At 61.4% G+C, this 23,414-nt stretch carries 27 protein-coding genes; 10 read left to right on the top strand and 17 right to left on the bottom strand.

From position 1 onward, the window contains the following. Positions 1–50: 50 nt before the first annotated feature. Both FQV27_RS04420 and FQV27_RS04425 read right to left on the bottom strand, forming a co-directional pair. Positions 51–1,034, bottom strand: coding sequence for a TRAP transporter substrate-binding protein (locus FQV27_RS04420; RefSeq protein ID WP_147096580.1), 984 nt, complete (start codon positions 1,032–1,034; stop codon positions 51–53). A gap of 208 nt (positions 1,035–1,242) precedes the next feature. Beyond that, positions 1,243–2,337 carry a branched-chain amino acid aminotransferase gene (locus tag FQV27_RS04425; RefSeq protein ID WP_147096581.1) on the bottom strand — a complete coding sequence of 365 codons (1,095 nt, stop codon included), beginning with the start codon at positions 2,335–2,337 and terminating at the stop codon, positions 1,243–1,245. Between the two features lie 227 nt (positions 2,338–2,564). Here FQV27_RS04425 and FQV27_RS04430 point away from each other — a divergent pair, with 227 nt between their 5' ends. After that, complete coding sequence (locus tag FQV27_RS04430; protein WP_147096582.1) at positions 2,565–2,768, top strand: dodecin family protein; 204 nt, start codon at positions 2,565–2,567, stop codon at positions 2,766–2,768. 112 nt (positions 2,769–2,880) lie between these two features. Next, a complete protein-coding gene (locus FQV27_RS04435) occupies positions 2,881–3,627 on the top strand; it encodes a sulfite exporter TauE/SafE family protein (protein ID WP_147096583.1) in 747 nt (248 codons plus the stop codon). Here FQV27_RS04435 and FQV27_RS04440 read toward each other — a convergent pair. Continuing rightward, positions 3,624–4,034, bottom strand: a complete 411-nt coding sequence (locus tag FQV27_RS04440) for a SufE family protein (RefSeq protein WP_147096584.1) — start codon at positions 4,032–4,034, stop codon at positions 3,624–3,626. The two genes, FQV27_RS04435 and FQV27_RS04440, sit on opposite strands and share 4 nt — an antisense overlap. Positions 4,035–4,153: 119 nt before the next feature. Here FQV27_RS04440 and FQV27_RS04445 point away from each other — a divergent pair, with 119 nt between their 5' ends. Next, entirely contained in the window at positions 4,154–4,666 is a 513-nt protein-coding gene (locus FQV27_RS04445; protein ID WP_147096585.1) for a hypothetical protein, read from the top strand. On the opposite strand, the gene FQV27_RS04450 is transcribed toward FQV27_RS04445, so the two are convergent. From FQV27_RS04450 to rpsB, 8 genes are all read right to left on the bottom strand, one after another. Beyond that, on the bottom strand, positions 4,663–5,133 hold the full coding sequence (locus tag FQV27_RS04450; protein WP_147096586.1) for a GNAT family N-acetyltransferase: 471 nt from the start codon (positions 5,131–5,133) through the stop codon (positions 4,663–4,665). The genes FQV27_RS04445 and FQV27_RS04450 overlap by 4 nt on opposite strands. 10 nt (positions 5,134–5,143) lie before the next feature. After that, positions 5,144–5,776, bottom strand: coding sequence for a phosphoribosylanthranilate isomerase (locus FQV27_RS04455; RefSeq protein ID WP_246132990.1), 633 nt, complete (start codon positions 5,774–5,776; stop codon positions 5,144–5,146). A gap of 1 nt (position 5,777) precedes the next feature. Next, on the bottom strand, positions 5,778–6,182 hold the full coding sequence (locus FQV27_RS04460) for a LapA family protein (RefSeq protein ID WP_147096588.1): 405 nt from the start codon (positions 6,180–6,182) through the stop codon (positions 5,778–5,780). 39 nt (positions 6,183–6,221) lie between these two features. Next, positions 6,222–6,506, bottom strand: coding sequence for an integration host factor subunit beta (ihfB, locus tag FQV27_RS04465; RefSeq protein ID WP_147096589.1), 285 nt, complete (start codon positions 6,504–6,506; stop codon positions 6,222–6,224). A 184-nt stretch (positions 6,507–6,690) separates the two neighbouring features. After that, the gene (gene rpsA, locus FQV27_RS04470; RefSeq protein WP_147096591.1) at positions 6,691–8,370 is read right to left on the bottom strand and encodes a 30S ribosomal protein S1; all 1,680 of its coding nucleotides are present in this window, start codon (positions 8,368–8,370) and stop codon (positions 6,691–6,693) included. A 283-nt stretch (positions 8,371–8,653) separates the two neighbouring features. Beyond that, the gene (locus tag FQV27_RS04475) at positions 8,654–9,244 is read right to left on the bottom strand and encodes a (d)CMP kinase (protein WP_147096593.1); all 591 of its coding nucleotides are present in this window, start codon (positions 9,242–9,244) and stop codon (positions 8,654–8,656) included. Positions 9,245–9,350: 106 nt separating this feature from the next. Then, positions 9,351–10,229: a translation elongation factor Ts gene (gene tsf, locus FQV27_RS04480; RefSeq protein ID WP_147096594.1), complete on the bottom strand. Its 879-nt coding sequence runs from the start codon at positions 10,227–10,229 to the stop codon at positions 9,351–9,353. A 71-nt stretch (positions 10,230–10,300) separates the two neighbouring features. Then, a complete protein-coding gene (gene rpsB / locus FQV27_RS04485; protein ID WP_147096596.1) occupies positions 10,301–11,083 on the bottom strand; it encodes a 30S ribosomal protein S2 in 783 nt (260 codons plus the stop codon). A 357-nt stretch (positions 11,084–11,440) separates the two neighbouring features. Between rpsB and FQV27_RS04490 the strand changes: the two genes are divergently transcribed. Genes FQV27_RS04490 through FQV27_RS04520 form a run of 7 tightly spaced genes read left to right on the top strand, consistent with a single transcriptional unit; the run spans position 11,441 to position 16,340 of the window. Beyond that, on the top strand, positions 11,441–11,716 hold the full coding sequence (locus FQV27_RS04490; protein ID WP_147096597.1) for an STAS domain-containing protein: 276 nt from the start codon (positions 11,441–11,443) through the stop codon (positions 11,714–11,716). Continuing rightward, positions 11,713–12,078: a response regulator gene (locus tag FQV27_RS04495; protein WP_147096599.1), complete on the top strand. Its 366-nt coding sequence runs from the start codon at positions 11,713–11,715 to the stop codon at positions 12,076–12,078. The genes FQV27_RS04490 and FQV27_RS04495 overlap by 4 nt, the downstream gene beginning before the upstream one ends. 14 nt (positions 12,079–12,092) lie before the next feature. Continuing rightward, positions 12,093–14,252 (top strand): chemotaxis protein CheA, encoded by a 2,160-nt coding sequence (locus FQV27_RS04500; protein ID WP_147096600.1) that lies wholly within the window; start codon positions 12,093–12,095, stop codon positions 14,250–14,252. Between the two features lie 4 nt (positions 14,253–14,256). Beyond that, on the top strand, positions 14,257–14,724 hold the full coding sequence (locus FQV27_RS04505) for a chemotaxis protein CheW (protein WP_147096601.1): 468 nt from the start codon (positions 14,257–14,259) through the stop codon (positions 14,722–14,724). Then, positions 14,721–15,566, top strand: coding sequence for a CheR family methyltransferase (locus tag FQV27_RS04510; protein ID WP_147096603.1), 846 nt, complete (start codon positions 14,721–14,723; stop codon positions 15,564–15,566). The genes FQV27_RS04505 and FQV27_RS04510 overlap by 4 nt, the downstream gene beginning before the upstream one ends. A gap of 16 nt (positions 15,567–15,582) precedes the next feature. Then, positions 15,583–15,969 (top strand): response regulator, encoded by a 387-nt coding sequence (locus FQV27_RS04515; protein ID WP_147096604.1) that lies wholly within the window; start codon positions 15,583–15,585, stop codon positions 15,967–15,969. Further along, the gene (locus FQV27_RS04520) at positions 15,966–16,340 is read left to right on the top strand and encodes a hypothetical protein (RefSeq protein WP_147096605.1); all 375 of its coding nucleotides are present in this window, start codon (positions 15,966–15,968) and stop codon (positions 16,338–16,340) included. The genes FQV27_RS04515 and FQV27_RS04520 overlap by 4 nt, the downstream gene beginning before the upstream one ends. On the opposite strand, the gene FQV27_RS04525 is transcribed toward FQV27_RS04520, so the two are convergent. The 6 genes from FQV27_RS04525 to FQV27_RS04550 all read right to left on the bottom strand — a co-directional run bounded on the left by FQV27_RS04525 (position 16,337) and on the right by FQV27_RS04550 (position 23,404). After that, a complete protein-coding gene (locus FQV27_RS04525; protein ID WP_147096606.1) occupies positions 16,337–17,959 on the bottom strand; it encodes an acyl-CoA dehydrogenase family protein in 1,623 nt (540 codons plus the stop codon). The genes FQV27_RS04520 and FQV27_RS04525 overlap by 4 nt on opposite strands. A gap of 105 nt (positions 17,960–18,064) precedes the next feature. Then, positions 18,065–19,393: a cyclopropane fatty acid synthase gene (locus tag FQV27_RS04530; RefSeq protein WP_147096607.1), complete on the bottom strand. Its 1,329-nt coding sequence runs from the start codon at positions 19,391–19,393 to the stop codon at positions 18,065–18,067. Positions 19,394–19,598: 205 nt separating this feature from the next. Then, the gene (locus FQV27_RS04535; RefSeq protein ID WP_147096608.1) at positions 19,599–20,399 is read right to left on the bottom strand and encodes an ABC transporter permease; all 801 of its coding nucleotides are present in this window, start codon (positions 20,397–20,399) and stop codon (positions 19,599–19,601) included. After that, positions 20,396–21,253 carry an ABC transporter permease gene (locus tag FQV27_RS04540; RefSeq protein ID WP_147096610.1) on the bottom strand — a complete coding sequence of 286 codons (858 nt, stop codon included), beginning with the start codon at positions 21,251–21,253 and terminating at the stop codon, positions 20,396–20,398. The genes FQV27_RS04535 and FQV27_RS04540 overlap by 4 nt, the downstream gene beginning before the upstream one ends. Then, positions 21,250–22,287, bottom strand: a complete 1,038-nt coding sequence (locus FQV27_RS04545) for an ABC transporter ATP-binding protein (RefSeq protein WP_147096612.1) — start codon at positions 22,285–22,287, stop codon at positions 21,250–21,252. Before FQV27_RS04545 ends, FQV27_RS04540 begins: the two co-directional genes overlap by 4 nt. 52 nt (positions 22,288–22,339) lie before the next feature. Further along, positions 22,340–23,404 (bottom strand): ABC transporter substrate-binding protein, encoded by a 1,065-nt coding sequence (locus FQV27_RS04550; RefSeq protein WP_147096613.1) that lies wholly within the window; start codon positions 23,402–23,404, stop codon positions 22,340–22,342. Between the last annotated feature and the right edge of the window lie 10 nt (positions 23,405–23,414).

Genomic DNA, 23,414 nt, shown 5'->3' on the forward strand with positions numbered 1-23,414 from the left:
CGGCCCGCTCGATTCAAGGCGGGCCGTCTGAATTGCTGATCTTTCAGGGTTTACTGCTTCAGCGCTTCGACGAACGCAGTTGCGTCCAGCCCCTCTGCATCAGCGTCCGCGATCACTTTTTCGACGACCGGGGCAGAAGCCGCGTTGAATTTCTCGACCTCTTCGGGGGCCAGTGTGATGACCTCCTTGCCCTCTGTCGCGCCGAAATCCTCAAGCGCTTTGGTGGCAACGCCGTTCCACGCGGCACTGCCATCCGTCGCAGCCTGCTTGCCCGCGTCCAGAAGGACCTTCTGCTGATCTTCGCTGAGATCGCGGAACTTGTCGCGGTTCATGATCAGGAAGAATTCCGAAATCGAGGTTTCCATGCCCTGCGTGACCGAGCCGGTCACTTCGGCCAGCTTGAACGCGCTCAGCGCGGTGGCGTCGATCATCGCGCCGTCCAGCACGCCGGTTTGCATGGCGTTATAGATTTCGGGCGCGGGCATCGAAACCGGCGATCCGCCCCATGCTTCGACCACGAGACCGGCATTGCGCGAGGGCACGCGAATCTTCATGCCTTTCATATCTTCCAGCGTGCGCACCGGCTTCGATCCCATCAGCAAAAGGTTCGGCGCGTTATTCCACAGGCCCAGCAGAACGACCCGTTTATATTCGTCTTCCAGCATGTCGGTATGCGCAGAGAGCTTTTCAGTGCCGGTATCGGCTGAAATCACGCCTGGCAGTTCGGCCAGCAGGGTCTTGGGGAACGTGGTCGCAGTATAGCCCGGAAGACTGAACGCGATGTCGGCGAGCCCGTCGACAACGCGGTTATACTGATCCGCCGGCCCCGGCCCGAGTTCGCCACCCATATACTGCTTGATCGTGATCTCGCCATTCGTCCCGGCCGAAACCGCCTCGGCAAATGGATTATAGACCTGTTCGACCACGAAATGGGTCGGTGGCTGAAAATCGGCGAGCTTCAGTTCGTCTGCCTGTGCTGCAAGCGCAGTGAAGCAGATGGTGGCAGCGGCCGCACCGAGTTTTGCTGCGAACATGATATTCCTCCCAAAAGGTTTTTTGTCGGCGTGAGCGCCGATTAACCCTGTTTATAACGCGGCGCAGACCGATGCGGCGATGAAATAATCGCCAGCTCAGCATAATCTGGCGCTATAGTTACTGGGCCAAGCAGTGATGCTGGCGTTCACACAAAAAAGCCCGGACGCATTCGGCGCCCGGGCGGTTCCGCTTCATCTGATCGTCCGATCAGAACAGTCGGTCAACCCAGCCATGCGGGTCATTGCTACGACCGAATTGTATATCTGTCAGGGTCTTACGCAGGTCGGCCGTGACAGGACCCATGCCACCATCGCCGATTGTCAGATCGAAATCCTTGCCCTTCAATTGCGAGATCGGCGCGACGACGGCTGCCGTGCCGCATGCGAACACCTCTACCAGCCGACCGGATTCGATGTCGGCACGCCACTGGTCAATGCCATAAGGTTCCTCGCGAACGGTCATGCCTTTGTCACGCGCCAGACGAATCAGCGAATCGCGGGTAATTCCGGGCAGGATCGTGCCCGTCAGCGGTGGCGTCTGGATGGTCCCGTCGTCGAAAACAAAGAACACGTTCATGCCGGCCAGTTCCTCGATCCAGCGCCTTTCGACGGCGTCCAGGAACACAACCTGCTCGCATCCATGCTTCGCAGCTTCGGCCTGCGCAGCCAGCGCGGCCGCATAGTTGCCCCCGCATTTCGCGGCCCCCGTCCCGCCCGGCGCGGCGCGTGTATATTCCTCGGAGACCCAGACAGACACGCCCGAGACGCCGCCCTTGAAGTAAGACCCGACCGGAGACGCGATCACGGCGTAAAGAAACGCGTCGGACGGATGGTTCCCGATCGCGACCTCGGTCCCGATCATGAAGGGACGCATGTAAAGCGAGCCCTCGCCTTCGGAGGGAATCCAGTCGCGGTCGATCCGCGCAAGTTCACGGACAGAGTTCACGAACAGATCTTCGGGGATCTGCGCCATCGCAAGGCGGGCCGCAGAATTGTTGAAACGTCTAGCATTCGCTTCGGGACGGAACAGACCCGCGCCACCGTCGGGATGGCGATAGGTCTTCATCCCCTCGAATATCTCGCCCGCATAATGCAGCACCATCGTCGACGGGTTCATCTGCAGATCATGCCGTGGCCCGATCTTGGCGTCATGCCAGCCCTTTTCGGCGGAATAGCTGATCGTGACCATATGGTCGGTCAGATATTTGCCGAAACCCGGATTGGCCAGCATCGCCTCGCGATCCTGCGCGGAAACTGGCGATGTCGCCTGCTCGACGGTGAATTCGGTTTGCTGCTTGTCCATTCCTGCCATCCCATCAGTGCCGTGCGCGCCCCTCGGCGCGCTGTCTGTTCGTCTGCGGGCGGTAAAGTTTCCGGACAGGACAGCCCCCGCTCTGGCCCCGGCCACGTTGCGTTCTAGCATCTTGCAAAGCCACGCGCATCATCAGAAGCGCGGGGGCGTGACGGAAGAAAGTCGAAACATTCCACCGCTTCAGACGTTGGGCCTGACCATCAACCGAGGAGGAAGACATGACAATCGCCAGAGTGACAGAGATTTCCGCCACCTCTGAGAAGGGCTTCGAGGATGCCGTGCGGCAAGGCGTTCAGCGCGCGAACGAGACGCTGCGCAACGTGAAAGCAGCCTGGGTGAAAGAACAATCCGTTGATTGCGAAGGCGGCACGATCTCGCGTTACCGCGTCAACATGATGGTCACCTTCGTGCTTGACGACTGAGGGATTTCAGCCGGGGCCGCTTGTTCGGCCCCGGCAGCCCGTCTGCGCGACCTGCGGCAGGCCAATCTTTTACGCCTTTTCCCCGACACTTGGCCGTGCCAGCTTGCGCGGCATGGCCGATCTGATTCTGATATTCTTGGCAGGCTTGCTGGGCGGGCTTCTGAACGCCATCGCGGGCGGTGGGACGTTCATCACGTTCCCGACACTGGTATTTGCCGGCGTTCCTGTCATCGCGGCCAATGCGACATCGACGGTCGCGGCGCTGCCGGGCTATCTGTCCGCAGCCATCGGGTTCCGAGAAGACATTGCCGAACTGAACCGAAAGTTGCTGCTGCGCCTGACCGGCTGGACCGTCGCCGGTGGTGCGGTCGGGTCCAGTCTGCTGCTGATGTCGTCGGAGAGCGCGTTTGCCCTGCTCGTGCCCTTCCTGCTGCTGGGTGCCACGCTCGTCTTTCTGAAGGGTGCGCAGATCCGCGAATGGGCCGCGCGCCGCAGCGGCGCGGTTAAAGCCTTCGGGGCGGGCACGCTGGTTCCGGTCGCGATCTATGGCGGCTATTTCAATGGCGGGCTGGGGATCGTGCTGCTGGCGCTGTTTTCGATGTGGGGAATGACAAACCTGCACGCGATGAACGGCCTGAAATGCTGGCTCAGCTTTGCGTTATCAGTGGTTTCACTGCTGATCTTCGCCGCTGACAGCAAGATCGTCTGGGTGCCAGCGCTGGTGATGGGACTGGGCACCATTCTGGGCGGGCTTGCGGGCGCGCCGGTCGCGCGGCGCATCCCGATGCCGATGCTGCGCAAACTGATCGCTGCGGTCGGCTTCGGAATGAGCGCAGTCTTTCTGTTCCGACTGATCTAGGTCGCTGCGGCCGCGTGATCGCGGATCCTCGCCACCATCGCACGCAAGCCGTTTGAACGCTGCGCAGAAAGGTGATCCTCCAGCCCCAGCCGGCGCAATTCGGCTGCCGCATCGACCTTTCCAACCTCGGCTGCCGGCAGACCCGCAAACAGCGCATGGACGACCGCCACCAGCCCGCGAACGATCAGCGCGTCGCTGTCGCCAATGAAATCGAAGCGCCCGTCCTCGATCCTGGGCACGATCCAGACCTGACTCGCGCAGCCCTCAACCTTGCTGGCCGGGGTCTGAAGCGCGCTGTCCATCGCCGGCATCGCCTTGCCGATTTCGATCAGGTGGCGATAGCGGTCCTCCCAGTCGTCCAGAAATTCGAATGTCTCGACGATGTCTTCGAAAGCGTCCGTGCTCATCTCTCCGCCCTCCTTGGCGGTGGTTCCTGCTATCGCGCCCCGCGCGGAAGGTCAAAGAGGCTTTGCGCACCGGCCGCCGATCGCCTATCACTGGCCCAACACGAAAAGGTGGAGAGATCATGCGCTTCGCAACCCTTGCCCTGACCCTCGGCGCCATGCTTGCGGTGACCGGCTGTTCCCGCTTCGGCAGCGACAGCGGCCTGAACCCGTTCGGCTGGTTCCGCTCGACGCCAAGCGTGCCGACGACGCTGGAGCCGAAGGGAGGCTGGAAAACGCAGGCCGAAGATCCCCGCCAGCCGGTTCCGCAGATCCTCTCGGCCAGTTTCCAACCGCTGAACGAGGGCGCGCTGCTGATGGTGCGCGCATTTGCGCCCGTCAAGGGATGGTGGGATCTGGAGATCATTACAGAGCGCGTGCAGCCCGAAGGCCAGCTTCGGCCGGATGATGACGGCATTCTGCGACTTGTCGTGGTCGGCAACCCGCCGCTGCCGGACAGCCCCGAGGCACGGATGCCCGCCAATCCACAGGTCGATGCCATCAATGTGGCGCTGCCCATCTCGACCACGCAGCTGTCGCGCATGCGCGGGCTGGAGATCCGGTCTGCGACGGGTGGGCTCGCGCTGAAGCCCTAAAGGGCTTTCTTGAAACCAATATGGCTCGGGCTATAGCCCAGCCTTTGATAGAAGCGGTGCGCATCGTGGCGGCTGGCATTACTGGTCAGTTGCATCAGCGTCGCGCCTGCTGCGCGCGCCCGCGCCTCGGCATCGGCCATCAGTTCGGCACCGGCCCCCTGCCCGCGCAGGCTCGCGTCGACGCGCACTGCCTCGATCTGCGCGCGCCGCGCGGCGGAAAGCGAAAGCCCGGAAATCACCGTTAACTGATAGGTTGCCAGGACGCGCCCGTCGCGCGCTCCGACATAGATCGTGTTCCCTGGCTCGGCCGCCATCGCGTCATATGCACTGTAATAGACGTCTATGGTCGCAAGTTCCCGGCCCTTACCCAGAACGTCATCCCCAAGAAGCGCAACGATTGCCGGCACATCCTGACGCCGGGCAGGACGAAACGAAAGACTTGGGTTTTCTGCACCGGGCTTTGTCATCCGGGCACGCTCAACCGGCCGCGTCGATGAAGGAACGGATGCGCGCCGGGTCCTTGATGCCCGGCGCAGCCTCAACCCCGGATGAAACATCGACCGCCTGCGCGCCAGTCAGCCGCACGGCCTCGGCGACGTTTTCCGGGGTCAGCCCCCCGGCCAGCATCCAGGGGCGCAGAAACTTGCGCCCGACCAGAAGCCGCCAGTCGAAGGACAGTCCGTTTCCGCCCGGCAGTTCCGCATCCTTCGGGGGCTTTGCATCGACAAGGATCATGTCGGCAACAAGCCCATAATCCCACAGCGCGTCCAGATCCTCGGGGCCGGCCACACCGACAGCCTTCATGACCGGAAGCCCGGTCCTCGCGCGCAGCTCGGCGACGCGGTCGGGGGTTTCTCCGCCGTGCAACTGTATGATGTCCAACGGAACTTTTGCCAGCACATCGTCCAGCATCTGATCGTCAGGATCGACAAAAAGACCGACCCGCGCCACGCCTGCAGGAACATCAGCGGCAAGCGCGGCCGCAACCTCGGCGGACACGTTCCGTGGCGATTTGGGAAAGAAAACGAACCCGACGAAAGCCGCGCCAGCTTCGACCGCTGCCGCGACGTGTTCGGGCCGGGTCAGGCCGCAGATCTTGACCTGGGCCACTTCAGCGCCGTGCGGGAAGGGTTTGCCCCGTCGTAGCGGTTGCCGTCGAAGACGGCGTTCTGGATTGATCGAGAATCGCCAAAACGTCATCGCGCGGCGCGCTGTGCTGCTCTCGCAGATTTCCGACCTCGCGCTCCAGCCGGGCGACTTCACTGGCGCGTCGCGACGATTCGTTCCGGATATGCGTCTCTCGCAGCCATTCCCAGATGAAGCCGACCATGATCCCGAAGGCAATCGCGATGAAAATCACCAGGAACAGCGGCAAGGTGATCTGCCAGCTTTCGCCGAAATACTGGTCGAGGCTGGCCGGGAAGGCCTTCAGCGTCACGGCGGAACGGTTCGCAAGCGCAATCCCGACAAGGATCACGGCCAGCAGGATGACGAACAGAAGACGGATGAATCTCATCGGATTACCTTTGATCGAAGCCTGTCCAGATGTGACAGATCAGGCCTCGCCGTTCAACCTGTCGCGCAACAGCTTGCCGGTTTTGAAGAAGGGCACATGCTTCTCGTCAACAGGAACGGATTCGCCTGTACGGGGATTGCGGCCGACGCGGGCATCCCGTCTTTTGACCGAGAACGCACCGAAACCTCGCAACTCGACCCGCTCGCCCCGCGACATCGCGTCGATGATCTCGTCAAATATGGTTGATACAATCCGGTCAACGTCGCGCTGAATGAGATGCGGATTTTCTTCGGCGATCTTCTGAATGAGTTCGGAACGGATCATGATACCCCCAAACGTAGCTAGTCCTGTGAGATAAGGCCAACTCGGCGGCCTGTTACAGAGGAAACGCGAAAGTTATCATTTGGTTGCAGCGGGTGTGGCAGCTTTACCCGTGGATGAGAAAAAACCCGCCCCCGGCAAAGGCCGGGAGCGGGCGATTTTCAGCCGATCCAGAGAAGGACCTGGATTATTCGCGGCTTTTCAGCGCAGCGCCAAGAATGTCGCCCAGAGAGGCACCCGAATCCGAGCTGCCATACTGTTCGACGGCTTCTTTTTCCTCGGCGATCTCGCGGGCCTTGATCGACAGGCCAAGACGGCGCGATTTCGCGTCGACATTGGTCACGCGCACATCGACACTGTCGCCGACGCCGAAACGCTCGGGACGCTGATCCTGACGGTCGCGGGCCAGATCCGAACGGCGGATGAACGACTTGGCGCCGTTATATTCCACCTCGATCCCGCCATCCTCGATCGCGGTCACGGTCACGGTGATCACGTCGCCACGCTTCACGCCTTCAACGGCTTCGGCCATGGCTTCGTTTTCCAGCGCCTTGATCGACAGCGAGATACGCTCTTTGTCGATATCGACTTCCTGAACGACGGCTTTCACCACATCACCCTTGCGGAAGTCCTGAATGGCGTCCTCGCCACGGGCATCCCACGAGATGTCCGAGAGGTGAACCATGCCGTCGATATCGCCCTCGAGACCAACGAACAGACCGAATTCGGTGATGTTCTTGACTTCACCTTCGATGACGGTGCCGGCCGGGTGGGTTTCCGCGAACACTTCCCACGGGTTGCGCATGGTCTGCTTCAGACCCAGCGACACGCGGCGCTTGGCTTCGTCGATTTCCAGCACCATGACGTCGACTTCCTGAGAGGTCGAGACGATCTTGCCGGGATGGACGTTCTTCTTGGTCCAGCTCATTTCCGAAACGTGGACCAGACCCTCGATACCGGCTTCCAGTTCAACGAACGCACCGTAATCGGTGATGTTGGTAACGCGGCCCTGATGGACGGAACCGATCGGGAACTTGTCGGCCACGGTATCCCACGGGTCGGCCTGAAGCTGCTTCATGCCCAGGCTGATGCGGTGGCTGTCGCGGTTGATCTTGATGACCTGAACCTTGACGGTTTCACCGATGGACAGGATTTCCGACGGGTGATTGACGCGGCGCCATGCCATGTCGGTGACGTGCAGCAGGCCGTCAACACCGCCGAGATCCACGAAGGCACCGTATTCGGTGATGTTCTTGACGACGCCGTCAACAACCTGACCTTCGGTGAGGTTCGAGATGACTCCGGCACGCTGTTCAGCACGCGATTCTTCCAGAATGGCGCGGCGCGACACAACGATGTTGCCACGGCGGCGGTCCATTTTCAGGATCTGGAAAGGCTGCTTCAGACCCATCAGCGGGCCTGCGTCACGCACAGGGCGAACATCGACTTGCGAACCCGGAAGGAAGGCCACGGCACCGCCCAGATCGACGGTAAAGCCACCCTTGACGCGGCCGAAGATTGCGCCATCGACACGCTCTTCTGCGGCATAGGCTTTTTCCAGGCGGTCCCAGGCTTCCTCGCGGCGGGCCTTTTCACGGCTGATCGAAGCTTCGCCGCGGGCGTTTTCAACGCGGTCCAGATAGACTTCGACTTCGTCACCAACGTTCAGGTTGGCGTCCTCGCCGGGATTTGCGAATTCTTTCAGATCGACGCGGCCTTCCATCTTGTAGCCGACATCGATGATGGCCTGGCCTGCCTCGATGGCGATGACCTTGCCTTTGACGACAGAACCCTCGTCGGGGGTATCAATCTCGAAGCTCTCGTTGAGCATCGCTTCGAAATCTTCCATGCTTGCGCGTTCAGCCATAAGCTTTCAGTTTCCTTTACAATGATATGCTGGCCTGACGGTTGGCTCCGCCGGTCTTTATGAGGTCTTTGGAACGACAAAGGGTCGTGGCGCATCGCCCGACCCGATCAGAAGCGGCCTGTTATGGCCAATGTCATTCGTTAGACTTGGGCGCGCATATAATGAGAATTCTGCGCCTTGGCAAGACCGGCGACCGCTGACAGGCGCCGATTTGCCGCATACCAAACCCCAACAGAGAAACAGGAATTCGCGCTGCGTTCTGCGCCATGACGTTCGGCGCAGATCAGCGTGCGGGATAGCGCGCCTCAACCTCGGCGATGGCGCGCGAGACCGCTTCCGAAATGCTCATATATGTCGTGTCCAGAACGACCGCGTCGTCCGCAGCACGCAATGGTGCTGTCGCACGGGCCATATCGCGCGCGTCACGTTCGCGAAGCGCGGCCAATGTCTCTGCCTCGTCTGCGTCGATTTCGGCGGCGCGGCGACGTGCGCGGACCTGATCCGAGGCGATGACATAAAGCTTGAGCTGCGCGCCGGGACAAATGACCGTTCCGATGTCGCGACCGTCGAGCACGGCACCCGGCTCTTTCATCGCGAAGCTGCGCTGGAATTCCACCAGAGCCTGGCGGACTTCGGCGATGGCGGCCACGCGGCTTGCGGCCTGCCCGGTTTCATTGCTGCGCAGGTCGGGTCGTTCGAGATCCGCCGGGGTCAGTTCACGCGCCGCCCGGACCGGATCGCCGCCCTTCGCGCCGACCGCACGGTAAAGCAGCCCCGTGTCGAGGTGATGAAAGCTGAACCCCTGCGCGAGCGCGCGCGCGATCGTGCCCTTGCCAGAGGCGGCCGGCCCGTCGATTGCGATGGTGAATGGCATTTCGATCCCGTTGCTTTTGCCCGCGTTCTCTCACGATCTGACCAGCATCTTCAACGAAAAACGCCGGCCCCTTGCGGGACCGGCGCTTCTGATCTGAAGCTGAGGATCAGTTTCCGCCGAGGGTCTTTGCGACCTCTGCTGCGAAATCTTCTTCCTTCTTCTCGATCCCTTCGCCAACCGCCATGCGTACGAAGGCGATGACTTCGACACCGGCATCTTTCGCAGCCTGCGCCACGGTGATGTCGGGGTTGATGACGAATTTCTGGCCGAGAAGGGTCACTTCCTCGAAGAACTTCGCCATGCGGCCGACAATCATTTTCTCGATCACGGCATCGGGCTTGCCCGATTCGCGGGCCTGCTCGGTCAGAACCGTTTTCTCACGCTCGACAAGCGCCGGGTCCAGATCCGCTTCCGACAACGAGGCCGGGTTGGTCGCGGCAATATGCATCGCGATCTGCTTGCCGATCTCGGCATTGTCGCCCTTCAGCGCAACCAGCACGCCGATCTTGCCCATGCCTTCCGCAGCCGCGTTATGCACATAGGACACGACCGTGTCGCCGTTGACCGCTGCCATGCGGCGCAGATCCATCTTTTCGCCGATCTTGGCGACGGCATCGGTGATGACCTCGCTGACGGGCTTGCCGTTCAGTTGGGCATCGCGCAGCTGATCGACATTGTCGACCGAGAGCGCGGTTTCAGCAATGCCGCGGACCATGTTCTGGAACTCGGCATTCTTGCCGACGAAATCGGTTTCCGAGTTTACCTCGACGGCGACGCCCTTGCCATCCTTGACGGCAACCGCGACCAGACCCTCTGCGGCGATACGGTCCGACTTCTTGGCCGCCTTGGCCAGGCCCTTGGTGCGCAGCCAGTCAACGGCGGCTTCCATATTGCCGTCGGTTTCGGTCAGCGCCTTCTTCGCGTCCATCATGCCTGCGCCGGTCGATTCGCGCAGTTCCTTCACCATCTGAGCGGTGACAGCCATCTGGCCTCTCCTTCTATAGGGATCGGACGGGACATAGTCCCGCCCGGTGACATTTCAATGACGTGCGCGGATCAGGCGTCGGATTCGGCGGCGACGGTTTCTTCCGTCTCGACGTCTTCGGCCGGAGCTTCGGCAAGCGCGCCAAGATCGACACCCGCGGCGCCCATCTGTGCCGACATGCCGTCAAGTGCTGCGCGGCTGGCCAGGTCCGTGTAAAGCGCGATCGCGCGGGCAGCGTCGTCGTTGCCGGGGATCACGTAATCCACGCCATCGGGCGAGCAATTCGTGTCAACAACAGCCACGACCGGGATGCCCAGCTTCTTGGCTTCCAGAATCGCGAGGTCTTCCTTGTTGACGTCGATCACGAAGATCAGATCCGGCAGGCCGCCCATTTCGCGGATACCGCCAAGCGATGCCTGCAGCTTGGCCTGCTCACGCTCGAGCTGAAGACGCTCTTTCTTGGTCAGGCCCTCGGCGCCCTGCTCCATCGCTTCGTCGATCGCCTTCAGCCGGCTGATCGACTGGGAAACGGTTTTCCAGTTGGTCAGCGTGCCGCCCAGCCAGCGGTGGTTCATGTAGAATTGCGCGGACTTTTCTGCGGCTTCGGCGACGGCTTTCTGGGCCTGACGCTTGGTGCCGACAAACAGGACGCGACCGCCCTTGGCGACGGTGTCGCGGATGACCTTCAGCGCCTGTTCCAGCATCGGAACGGTCTGGGTCAGGTCAATGATGTGAATGCCGTTGCGGTCGCCATAGATGTATTCCGACATCCGGGGGTTCCAGCGTTGGGTCTGGTGGCCATAGTGAACGCCAGCTTCAAGCAGCTGACGCATGGAGAAATCGGGAAGCGCCATGTCCATTTTCCTTTCCGGTTTGCGCCTTGGCAAAGGATTTCAGGGTTTCCCCCAACCGGTGGACCAGACCGGGATGTCTCCCCGGAAGGCCCGCCTCTGCCTGTGAAGTGCGCCGCACATAAGCGCATTCAAAAGGGTTGGCAAGTTCTATCGTCGCGTGGCCATGCGATTATTCAAGTTTTAAGTTCTTCGCACAGCAATGCCGGCTGTCATCCGGCTATTCTTCGAATGGCGATCAACCAAAACTTAACCCGACTGTGCCAGAACAGCCTGATCCGACCGAGGCAAGGACGCGAATAATGCGCAATCCAACATCGAACCGGCTGCCAGGGGTGGCACTGAAAGGGTGGCACTGAATTGACAACGAATCTGACCCTGCCGGCACGGCTTGACCTGATCGCTGCGCGCCCACTGGCGCGTGAAATTGCCGCGTCGAGTGGCGACCTTCTTCTCGACGCATCGCAGGTAAAGTTCATGGGCGGCCTGTGCCTGCAGATCCTGCTGGCCGCGCGCCAGAACTGCATCGCGGCGCGACGCGGCTTTTCCGTCGTCGCCAGCTCGGTCGATTTCGAAGATGCCGTCAGCTTGTTCGGCATTGCGCCCGGCCTCCTCGATTCAGAGGCCACTGCATGAGCCTGAATATCCTTGCCGTAGACGACAGCCGCACCATGCGTGACATGCTGCGCATCTCGCTGACCGGGGCGGGAATGCTGGTCACGACCGCCGATGACGGTGTCCACGCGCTGGAGGTGCTGGAGGCGCTTCATCCAGACGCGATCATCTCTGATGTGAACATGCCCCGCCTTGACGGTTTCGGCTTCATCGAAGCCGTGCGCCGTATCGACCGGCTGCGTGCGACGCCGATCCTGATGCTGACCACTGAAAGCGCGCCCGAACTGAAGGCGCGTGCGCGCAATGCCGGCGCCACCGGCTGGATTGTGAAACCCTTCGATCCCCAAAAGCTGCTCAGCTCGCTTCAGATGGTCACCGGCTGAGGACGGGGGATCAGATGACGACAGATCCGATGGCAGAGATCCGCACGTCTTTCTTCGCGGAATGCGATGAACTGCTGGAGAGCCTGCAAGACGCGCTCAACCTCATGGACGAAGGTGAACACGATTCCGAAACGATCAATGTCGTTTTTCGCGCCGTGCATTCGATCAAGGGCGGCGCGGGCGCGTTTGGCCTTGACGCGCTGGTATCTTTTGCCCACCAGTATGAGACCGTGATGGACGAGGTTCGCTCGGGTCGGCTTGTCCCCGACGCCTCGGCGATCAAGCTGTTCTTCCGGGCCGCCGACATGCTGCAGGACATTGTGCGCACGACGCGCGATGAACAGCATCCGCCGCCCGGCATCGAAGACATGCTGGCCTTGCTGAAGGCGCTGCTTCACGAAGACGCTCAGGAGTTGGATGAGCCTGTCGCGTTCACGCCGCTCGGACTGAGCCTTGAATTTGACCTCGGCGCCCCAGCCATTGACGTTGCACCTGCCGAGATTGACGACGATTTCGGCTGGACGATTACGTTCACGCCCAATGCCGGCCTTTACGCCAGCGGCAATGAGGCTCTGCTTATCCTGCGAAGCCTTTCCAATCTTGGTCACTGCGTGATCAGGTGCCTGGTGCCCGAGGACCTGCCGCCACCTGATGAGAGCAATGCAGAAACGCCACTTCTGTCCTGGCGCATCATCCTTGAAGAGGACGTGCCAGAGTCAGATATCCGCCAGGTCTTCGATTTTGTGAACGACGTCTGCCAGCTGCAGATTTCGCCCCGCAAGGTTATCGATGATCTCGCACCAACGCGGCCAGAACGCATTTCGCCGACGGCAGAGGCCGCGCTGCCGCCGGTCGGGTCGACAAGCGCGAAGAAGCCTGCCGGGGACGACGCCTGCCCCATATCGTCCGCCGCTTCGAAAGTCAGCCTTGTTCCTCATCCCCGTCCCGCACGGCCAGTCGACACGAACGCGCACGAGCCTGCCACGATGGTCCGCGTCGATATGGAAAAAATCGACCGGCTGGTGAACCTCATTGGCGAGCTTGTCATCAACCAGGCGATGCTCGCCCAAAGCGTCGAGACGGCCGGAATGAGCCAGCAAAGCGACATCATGGCCGGTCTTGAATCCTTCATGACCCTGACGCGGGACATCAAGGAAAGCGTGATGACGATCCGCGCGCAGCCGGTCAAGTCGCTGTTCCAGCGCATGGCGCGGATCGTGCGCGAGGCCTCGGCCAGCGTCGAAAAGGAGGTGCGCCTGAAATCGGTCGGCGAATACACCGAAGTCGACAAGACCGTGATCGAACGCCTTGCCGACCCGCTGACCCAGATGATCCGAAACGCCGTCGATCACGGGCTGGAGCGTCCGGATGTCAGACGCGCCGCCAGCAAGCCGCCAGAAGGCCAGATAACCCTTTCTGCCAGTCATCGTGCAGGCCGCGTGCTGATCGAGATCGAGGATGACGGCGCCGGTATCGATCGCCCGAAAGTGCGGGATATCGCGATCCAGAAGCGGCTGATCGCCCCCGATGCCAGCCTGACGGATGCCGAAATCGACCAGCTGCTTTTCCTGCCCGGCTTCTCGACCGCGACAGAGGTATCTGCGCTGTCAGGGCGCGGCGTCGGCATGGATGTCGTGAAGGCGGCGATCACCTCTCTCGGCGGCAGGATCACGACGACGAGCGTGCCGGGTCAGGGAACGAAATTTTCGATCTCTCTGCCGCTCACACTCGCGGTCCTTGACGGGATGGTTGTACAAGCGGCGGGTCAGACCCTCGTCGTCCCGCTTTCGGCGATTATCGAAACTGCGAAGCTGGAAGAACAGAATATCCATCGGCTCAGCGCATCGGGCATGATGATGCGCTTTCGGCAGGAACTTGTCCCACTTTTCGATCTTGGCCAGAAGCTTGGGTTTCGCGATATGCGCGACATCGCAGCTGCGGGCATCGTCCTTCTGACCGTGCAAGAGGATGGTCGACGCGCCGCGCTGATCGTCGATGCGATCATGGAACAGCGCCAGGTCGTTATAAAGGGGCTTGGCCAGACCTGCGGGCACATTCCGGGGGTCGCTGCAGCAACCATTCTGGGCGATGGACAAATCGCGCTCATCCTGGACCCGGGCGACCTTGTCTGGGGCGGTGCTAGTTCCCCGCATTTCGACACAAAGGCAGGATAAGCTGATGGCCGATAACCAACTTCACGCGTCCGAAGATGAAACCGAGCTTCTGTCCTTCCGTGTCGGCACGCAGGAATATTGTGTCGAAATCATGCTGGTTCGCGAAATCCGTGGCTGGACGCGCGCAACCCCGCTTCCGCATTCGCCGCCGCATGTCAAAGGGGTCATAAATCTGCGCGGTATCGTCCTGCCGGTGATCGATCTGTCGGCACGACTGGGGATGGACCCGATAGAGGGTGTCGATCGCAACGTGATCGTCGTCGTCAGCGTCGGCGAAATCACGGCCGGCCTGCTGGTTGATGCGGTATCGGACATCCTGACCGTGTCCGAGAAAGACATGCAGCCCGCCCCTGAAATCGCCGCCGGCCGGTCGGGCAGATATATCCGGGCGCTGATCGTCACGGACGAAAAGCTGATCCGCGTGCTCGACCTGAAAACCATACTGCCGGGGGAAAATCAGGATGCGGCATGACATATAGCGGCCGCGCCCCGCGCGACGCGGCGATGAGCGATCGGGAGTTCGATCAGCTCAGCAAAATCATCTACGCGTTTTCTGGCATCGTGATCGGGCCAGAGAAGCGAAGCCTTATGCTGGCGCGGCTGCAAAAGCGTGTGTCAGCGCTGAAGCTGTCCTCGCTCGCGGACTATGTGGAACTTCTGAATGGCCTGTCAGGTGCGGCGGAACGAAACATGTTCGTATCGTCGCTGACCACCAATGTGACAAGCTTCTTCCGCGAGCGGCACCATTTCAGAATGCTGACAGCCGAGATCATCCCGTCGCTTGCCGAACCCGATCGCAGTATTGATATCTGGTCGGCAGGCTGCAGTAGCGGGCAGGAGCCATATTCGATCGCGATGAGCCTGCGTGAACGCTGCGCAGACGCGGCGGCGCGAACGCGTATCCTGGCCACCGATATTGACGCGCGCGTCCTTGAAGCGGCGAAGACCGGCATATTCAAATTCAGCGAACTTTCGGCATTGCCAGCCGATCTGCGCAGCAGATATTTTTCGGCCTGCACCGCGACCGACCAGACGGACAAGATGCGGGTCGCGCCGGTCTTGGCCTCAATGATCGAATTTCGACAGCTGAATCTCAATTCACAATGGAAGAATGCCCGGCTCTTCGACGTGATCTTCTTTCGGAACGTCGCGATTTACTTCGACGCCGCGACGCAGCGCGCGCTTTGGTATCGCTTCCATGCGTGCCTTCGTCCGGGTGGCTGGCTGCTGATCGGCCATTCCGAACGTGTCCCCGCAGATATGCACGACCTGCTGGTTCCCGCCGGCATCACCGCATATCGCAAGCCCCAATGACCGCGCGAGAGAGTTCATGAGTATCAGAGACCAGCTGCAGATTCTTGTCGTCGACGACATGTCGACCAGTCGCGGCCTGATCGTTCAGGCGCTTGAGGCGATTGGCATCAAGCATATCCATCTCGCGTCAACCGGAGAAGAAGCGATTGGCCTGCTCGCCCGGCAACCCGCGCATCTGGTCCTGTCCGACTACAACATGCCCGGAATGGATGGAATTCAGCTTCTCGGTCACCTGCGCGCCAACCCGCGCACCCGCGGCGTCGGCTTCATCCTGATCACCGGCAAGGCGGACAGGCAGATTGTCGAAAGCGGTAAGTCATTTGGCATGAACAACTTCCTCAAAAAGCCATTCGATGTGCAGGACCTCCGATCCTGCCTTGAGGCTGTCGTCGGCCGCCTATGACCGAAGCCCCGAAGGACATTCCGCTTGGCAGGTTTCTGCACAACGCCTCGATGCTGCTCGACATGACAGTGCGCGATGCGCATGGCATGCAACTGCATCTGGCCGAATTCGTGAACGCCGCGATCACCGCAAGCGCGACACCTGGCAATGAACACGCGATCGACCTGACGATTCTGCAGTCGCTCGACAGGATGACGCAGGTGCTTTCCGACCTTTCTGCGGTGTTTCTGGCAGCCTCACAAAACGTCAGCGACACCTCGGTGCCGGACTGGCAGCACATCCTTGCCGAACTGAAGGTTAAGGATGTCGGACAGTCGCTTACCCATGGTTCTCGGGGGGGTGCTGCAGCCAGCAATGTCGAACTGTTTTAGCCGCAAAAGCATGCGTCCAGAATACCGTCCGCCTGTCCTGCCGGCAATGAACCATAAAAGCGCCCGCGTTGCTGGCCCAGCCTTGTCTGCAGATAAGCCTCTGTGACAAGCGGGATCTGCTGCGCGAGCAATACGGCTGCTGTCAACAGTGCTGCGGTATCCTCGACAAACCAGCGCGCGTCGGCCTCTGACGGGGGCGTGGTCCAACGCGACTGATATGAACGAAGCGCTGAATCATAGGTCGTGTCCTGCCCGCGCGCAGCTTCCAGCGTCCACCGAAGAGCCTCGGCGCTGTGACCATCGCCTTTCATGCTTCGCAGCGCGTCAAGGCAGATGACATTCGCCGATCCTTCCCAGATGCCGTTCAGCGGTGCCTCGCGATAAAGCATGGGCAGCACGCCATCTTCGACATAGCCGGACCCGCCAATCGCTTCCATCGCCTCGCAGACGACCTGAGGGCAGAGCTTGTTGGAAAGGTATTTCGCAAGGGCCACAGCGATCCGTGTGAATGCACGGTCATCTTCCGACGTCCCGTCGAAGCGTTGCGCAACTTGCAGGCCAAGGGCAAGGCTACCGGCCCAGTCGAGCGCGCAATCTGCCAGAACCGCCTGCATCAGCGGCTGGTCGATCAATTGCCTGCCAAAAGCGCGACGGTGACGGGTCCAGTGGACGGCCTCGGAAAGTGCGGCGCGCATCAGTCCGGCCGGGGCCATCGCGGTATCCAACCGCGTGTGATGAACCATGCCGAGAATGGTGCGGATGCCGTTGCCCGGCGTGCCGACCAGATTAGCGCGCGCGCCATCATACTCGATCTCGGCAGATGCGTTGGACCTGTTCCCCAGCTTGTCCTTCAGACGTTGAAGGCGAATGGCGTTGCGCCCGTCTTCAAGCCAGCGTGGCACCAGAAAGCAGGTTAACCCCGCGCCATCGACCTGTGCCAGTGTCAGAAAGCCGTCCGACATCGGGGCCGAGCAGAACCATTTATGCCCGCGAAGCCGCCAGTCACCACCATCGCGGACAGCCTCGGTTCTGTTGCTGCGAACATCCGATCCGCCCTGCTTCTCGGTCATTGCCATCCCAAGCGTCGCCCCGCGCTTTTCGCTGACGGGCCTGACCGACGGGTCATAATCCCGCGACAGGATCGCACTGTGCCAGTTGGCCAACCCGTCTGCCTGCGCAAGAACCGGGGCCGCGGCATAGGTCATGGTAAGCGGGCAGCAATGACCGGGTTCTACCTGGCTGGCAAGATAGACCATCGCCGCGTGACGAAGGTTGCCATTCGCGCCACCTTCCCATGCGACGCTGTGATAACCTGCGGCGGCTGAAAGCTGCATGAAGCCATGATAGGCCGGATGAAAACGGACCTCGTCAAGACGCCGTCCGGCGGAATCGAACAGGCGCAGATCGGGGCTGTTGCGGTTCGCGTCCCGCGCCGCGTCGCGCATCGACTGCCGCCCAAGCGCCTGCCCGTAAGCGCGCAGTTCGGCAAGCCCGACACCGGAACGAGATAGCATGGTTTCGAACAGCGGGTCCACGCCCAGCAGGTCACGATCGCCGACCGGCTCGGGCTGGTTGGTGACCTGATGTGTGCCGAGGCTGGCTTCGGGACTGCTTGTCATCCTCTCCTCCGGCAGACATGTCCGCTTGACGGATTCTGCCGTGCGACGCCCCCCGGCGCAACTATGCAGGTGCCACCGGCCGGCGCGACGCAGCGGCACTGCCCGTCAGCTTCTGCCGCCATGTGCGGCGGCGGGCAGTGCCGCGCCTTCACCGCTCAGCCAATCTGCGGACCAGTCATCCGGCCATGCGGGACCGGGTATGCCGCGTTCGCTTTCCAGCCGGGCGAGCGTGCATTCCGCAGCAGCGATATAGTCGCGGGTGACGGGGACATTGTCGACGCGATGGGCGAGCTGGATCTGGAAAACCACCATGCCCCCTTCGCGGAACGACGCCTCGCTTCCGGCGAGGTAAAATTCCCACATGCGGCAGAACGCTTCGTCGTAAAGCGCCTTGACCTCGTCGCGCCGCGCCATGAAGGCGGTGCGCCATGCGCGCAGCGTGTCAGCGTAGTGAAGGCGAAGCACCTCGATATCGGTGACGACAAGACCGGACTTCTCGACCGAGTGCATCACTTCGGAAAGCGCGGGGATATAGCCGCCCGGAAATATGTATCGGCGCAGGAACGGATTGGTCGCGCCGGGTGGATCGGCGCGCCCGATGGTATGCAGCAGCATCACCCCGTCCTCGCGCAGCAGCGAGGCCGTTTTGCGGAAGAACCCGTCGAAGTGGTTGATGCCGACATGCTCGAACATGCCGACAGAGACGATGCGGTCATATTGCTGTTCGATCTCGCGGTAATCCTGCAGGCGGAACCCGACCTGACCTGAAAGCCCTTCTGCGCCTGCGCGCTGGCGTGCTATTGCGAGCTGTTCGTCCGACAGTGTAACGCCATCAACACGCGCGCGGGCAACCCGCGCCATGTAAAGCCCCATTCCGCCCCAGCCGCAGCCGATATCCAGCACGTCCTGCCCTTCCTCCAGCAGGAGTTTCGCCGCGATATGCCGCTTTTTCAGAAGTTGCGCTTCGGCAATGCCGGTCTCGGGCGTCGGGAAATAGGCGCAGGAATACTGCATGTCCGGGTCCAGAAAGATCCGGTAGAGATCGGCAGACAGATCATAGTGACGCTGCACATTCCCGATCGACTGGATCTTTGTGTTGATCTGGTGAAGGCGCCGGGCCGCGATGCGCATCTTTTCGAAGGCCTTCATCCAGACCGCAGGCATCAGGCCGCGACCCGCATTGGCATAGCCGATCATGTTCAGGTCATAGATCGTGCCTTCCACAATATCGATCTCACCATCCATGAAGCACTCGCCCAGCTTCAGGGCAGGATTGGTCGCGACCGCGCGCTCGGCAGAGGCCGCATTGAAACGCACGACGACCTTCGGGCCAGAGCCGTCCCCGACCACCACCTTTTCGCCATTGCTGCCGATGACGGTCAGATTGCCGCTTGTGATATAATGTTCCAGAAAGCTTCTCAGTAAGGTGTTCATGCCGCCTCGCAAGGCCGGCCCGCCGAACGGGTCGGCACGTATCCTCATTGAATTTATGCACTCAGCTTATACCCAGCCGGATTGCGGCGCAGCATCCGGCTGTCGCAGGACATCGCCGGAAGGCGGCTTTCTGCCTGTCTGTGATGCGAAAATGGAACATAAGGCGGCGCGCTGCCTGTCTGACAGGCGCGCCGTGCAGCGTGCCTCAGTCGCGCTGACTGCGTTCCGCCCCCATAAGTCTGGGCAGATTGCCGAAGCGGCCGATCAGCCCGAAAATCAACGCCGACATGACCACGAACAACACCGAGACGACGGCGAGAATGGGCGTGTAACCATAGCGCAGCGCGTTGAATATCTTCACAGGCAGCGTCTCGACCGTGAAGCCCGCGACCATATAGGCGATGATATATTCGTTCAGGCTGAGAACGAAGGCGAAGGCATAGCCCGAGACGATATAGGGCAGAAGCAGCGGCAGGATCACGGTGCGCATCACCGCCCAACGGTTCGCGCCCATGACCCGCGCGGATTCGATCAGCGAGCGATCGATCCCCCTTAGACCGAGCGAGATCGTCACCAGCGGCAAGGTCACCAGAAAGATGCCATGCGAAATGATCGTCGCCCAGATCTGGCCATAGCCGCCCACGGTCATCCAGAAGATCATGAAGCCAAGCGCCGAGATGACCGGCGGCAGCGCGAAGGGCGCAAGCCCCATCCCGGTCAGCAGTTGCACGGCTACGCCGCGACGTTCCCAGACATAAAGCGCCAGCGGCAGCGCGATCGCGACCGCAAGCGCGGCGGCACAAAGCGCGATGGTCAGCGAATGGCGCAGCGGCACCAGCCATTCGCTGTCGGTGAACAGCCGCGCATACCAGTGCAGTGACGGCTCGACCGGCGGAAACCGCAATGTCTGCGGCCCATTCAGCGAGACGGCGGCCACCACGACAAGCGGCAGGACCAGCAGCGCCAGAACAATCAGGATATATGTCAGCTTCAGGGCCTTGCTCATGCTGCCGCCCCCCTGTCGCGACCGGCGAGCGAGGCCAGCCCGACCAGTGCCAGCGCCACGAGCATCAGGAAGATCGACATGGCCGCGGCGAAGGGCAGGTTCGACTGATAGACCGCCTGATCGGTGATATGGACGGACAGGGTCCAATCCTCGGACCGACCAAGAAGTTGCGGCAGCAGATACGAACCGAGCGTAAAGACGAACACGAGGATGAACGCGCCCACGATTGCGCCGCGCAGGCTGGGAACGATAACCCCGAAGAACGCGCGCGGGCCGGATGCGCCCATCACCCGCGCCGCCTCGACGATTTCGGGGTCGAGGCGCGAAACCGGCGGATAAAGCACCAGCACGGCAAAGGGAAAACCGATATAGCAAAGCCCGGTAATCAGCGCGAAAAGCGACGGCGTATAGGCCTGCGGCTCGGCGATGAGGCCAAGCCAGTGAAACAGGTTTCCGATGCCGGCCGTCTGCGACAGCAGCGTTGACAGCGCGAAGCCAATGATGACTTCAGACAGGGCGAGCACCGACAGAAGCACCACGAGCACCAATGTCTGGGTGCGGTTGCTCATCTGCGCGAGAAAGACAGTGAAGGGGAAGGCGATCGCCACGCAGATTGCTGCGGCGCTGAGCGATACCGACAGCGACACCGCCATGACCTTGGCGAAAAAGCCCGACATGAAGCGGGCATAGCTGTCCAGTTCGAACCCCCATTCGTAAAAGCCGCTTTGGTCGCGATGCGCGACCGAGACAGCCAGCATGATCGCGAAGGGAACAAGAAAAAACAGCATCAGCATCGCCGCGGGCCAAAGGCCGAGCCAGCGGGGGGCGGAGGTTTCGGTGACTGTCGCGCTCATGTCACCACCACGCGCTCTCCGGCGCGGAAGTCCAGGCCGACGTGCTGGCCGGGCGTCAGCTGCACGTCGCTGCCTTGCGGCAGGTTCGCCACCAGTTCCTGCCCGTCCGCATTCAGCATCACCTGCCGGCTGTCTCCGAGATCGCGCAGGAACGTCACCTCGGCAGGGATACCCTGCCCCTTTGGCAGGATAAGGACATGGTCGGGCCTGACGGAAAGCTGCGCGGGTCCGCTGCCAGCGGCGACGCGGTCCCCGTCGACAACCGGCATGGTATGGCCAAGCGCCGAGATGGTGCCGTCCGCGACCTCGCAGGGGATCAGATTCGTGGTGCCGATAAAGCCTGCCACGAAGGCATTGGCGGGGTTGTGATACACCTCCATCGGGGCACCGGCCTGCTGGATCACCCCATCCTTCATGACGATGACAAGATCGGCCATGGTCAGCGCCTCTTTCTGGTCATGCGTGACAACGATCGTTGTCACGCCAAGGCGCTGCTGGATCTGGCGAAGCTCGATCTGCATATGCTCGCGCAGGGCAGCATCAAGCGCTGACAGCGGTTCGTCCAGAAGGAAGACCTTGGGACTGATCGCAAGACCGCGCGCAATGGCCACGCGCTGGCGCTGACCACCTGAAAGCTGGTGGATACGGCGCGCACCCATTCCCGGCAGGCGAACCAGATCCAGCAATTCCTCGGCGCGCGCGTCACGTTCGGCTTTCGCGACGCCGCGGATCGTCAGCGGATATGTCACGTTCTCGGCGACGTTCAGATGCGGAAACAGCGCGAGCGACTGAAACACCATGCCCATCCCGCGCTTATGGGTGGCGAGTTCTGTCTGATCCTCGCCCCCGACATGAACGCGCCCGGCAGTCGGGCTTTCAAGGCCGGCAATAACGCGCAGCAACGTCGTCTTGCCGCAGCCCGACGGCCCAAGAAGGCAGACGAACTTGCCGTTCGGAATGTCCAGCGACACATTGTCGAGCGCCCGGAAGCTGCCAAACTCCTTCGACACGCCGTCGATCCGCAATTCGGTCATCGCGACCCTTTCCAATTGGGGCGCCGCGACACCGGGTCGCGGCGCACAGATATCAGCCGGTAATCTTCTCGGACCATTGCTGGTTGATCCAGTCGCCGCGATCCACATAGATCTCGTATTTGGGCAGGATCGGGGTCTTTTCCGACGACACAGCGGCGAATTCTTCATCCGTCAGATCGGTCAGATCGCGGGCCACGGTAGGCGCGGTGCCGACCATGCGCGACAGCTTCGCCTGAATTTCGGGCTGAGCCATATAGTCGATAAACACCTGCGCCTGATCCAGCATCTGCGACGCCTTCGACACCACCCATGACCCGCTGTCGAGAACCGCGCCTTCATCCGGGAAGGTGGAACGAACCGGCTTGCCCTGCGATGCCGCAAGACCTGTCACGTCGTGGTAATACTGCCCCATCGGGATTTCCCCGGTTTCCAGCGCCTGCTGGAACTGCCCTTCGTCCCGCCACCAGAGGCGCACATTGGGCTTCACCTCTGCCAGCTTTTCCATCACCTGCAAAACGCCTTCTTCGGTCCCGAGAATTTCGGTTCCGTCAAAGAAAGTTGTCGCCGTGATTTCCAACAGGAAAGAGTTCGAGGCCAGCGACATAAGCCCGATCTTGTCGGCATTCGCGCTGTCCCAGAATGCCTGCCAGGAGGTCGGGGCCTCGGCGAAGCTTTCGGTATTCGTCACCAGCGTGATATACCAACTGACCGCGCCGGTGCCGTTCAGACTGCCATCTTCGTAACGGTGGATGAAGTGATCGGGCAGGTTGGCGACATTCGGCATCTTGCTTTCGTCAAGCTTTGCCCACAGTTCAGAGCGTTCGCCCTTGATGCGCGCGACCTGCGCCATCATCGAGACGTCGGCCGGGGCCTGACGCGCGCGCGCAGCCTGCTGAAGCTGCACGAGCCACGCCTCGCCCGTCGGCTCGCCAATGCTTTCGACGTTGATGCCCGAGGCGGCCGTGAAATCAGGATAGATATGCTTGTCGAAACTGTCCTGAAAATAGCCGCCATAGGTGCCGACTTTCAGCGCGGTGTCCTGCGCCCGCAGCACGGACGGCGCGGCAAGGATCATGGCGCCCGCTGCGCCGGTTTTCAGAAGATCGCGTCTGTTCATTGTGTTACTC

Source organism: Paracoccus aurantiacus, assembly GCF_007993065.1.
Classification (GTDB): Bacteria; Pseudomonadota; Alphaproteobacteria; order Rhodobacterales; family Rhodobacteraceae; genus Paracoccus; species Paracoccus aurantiacus.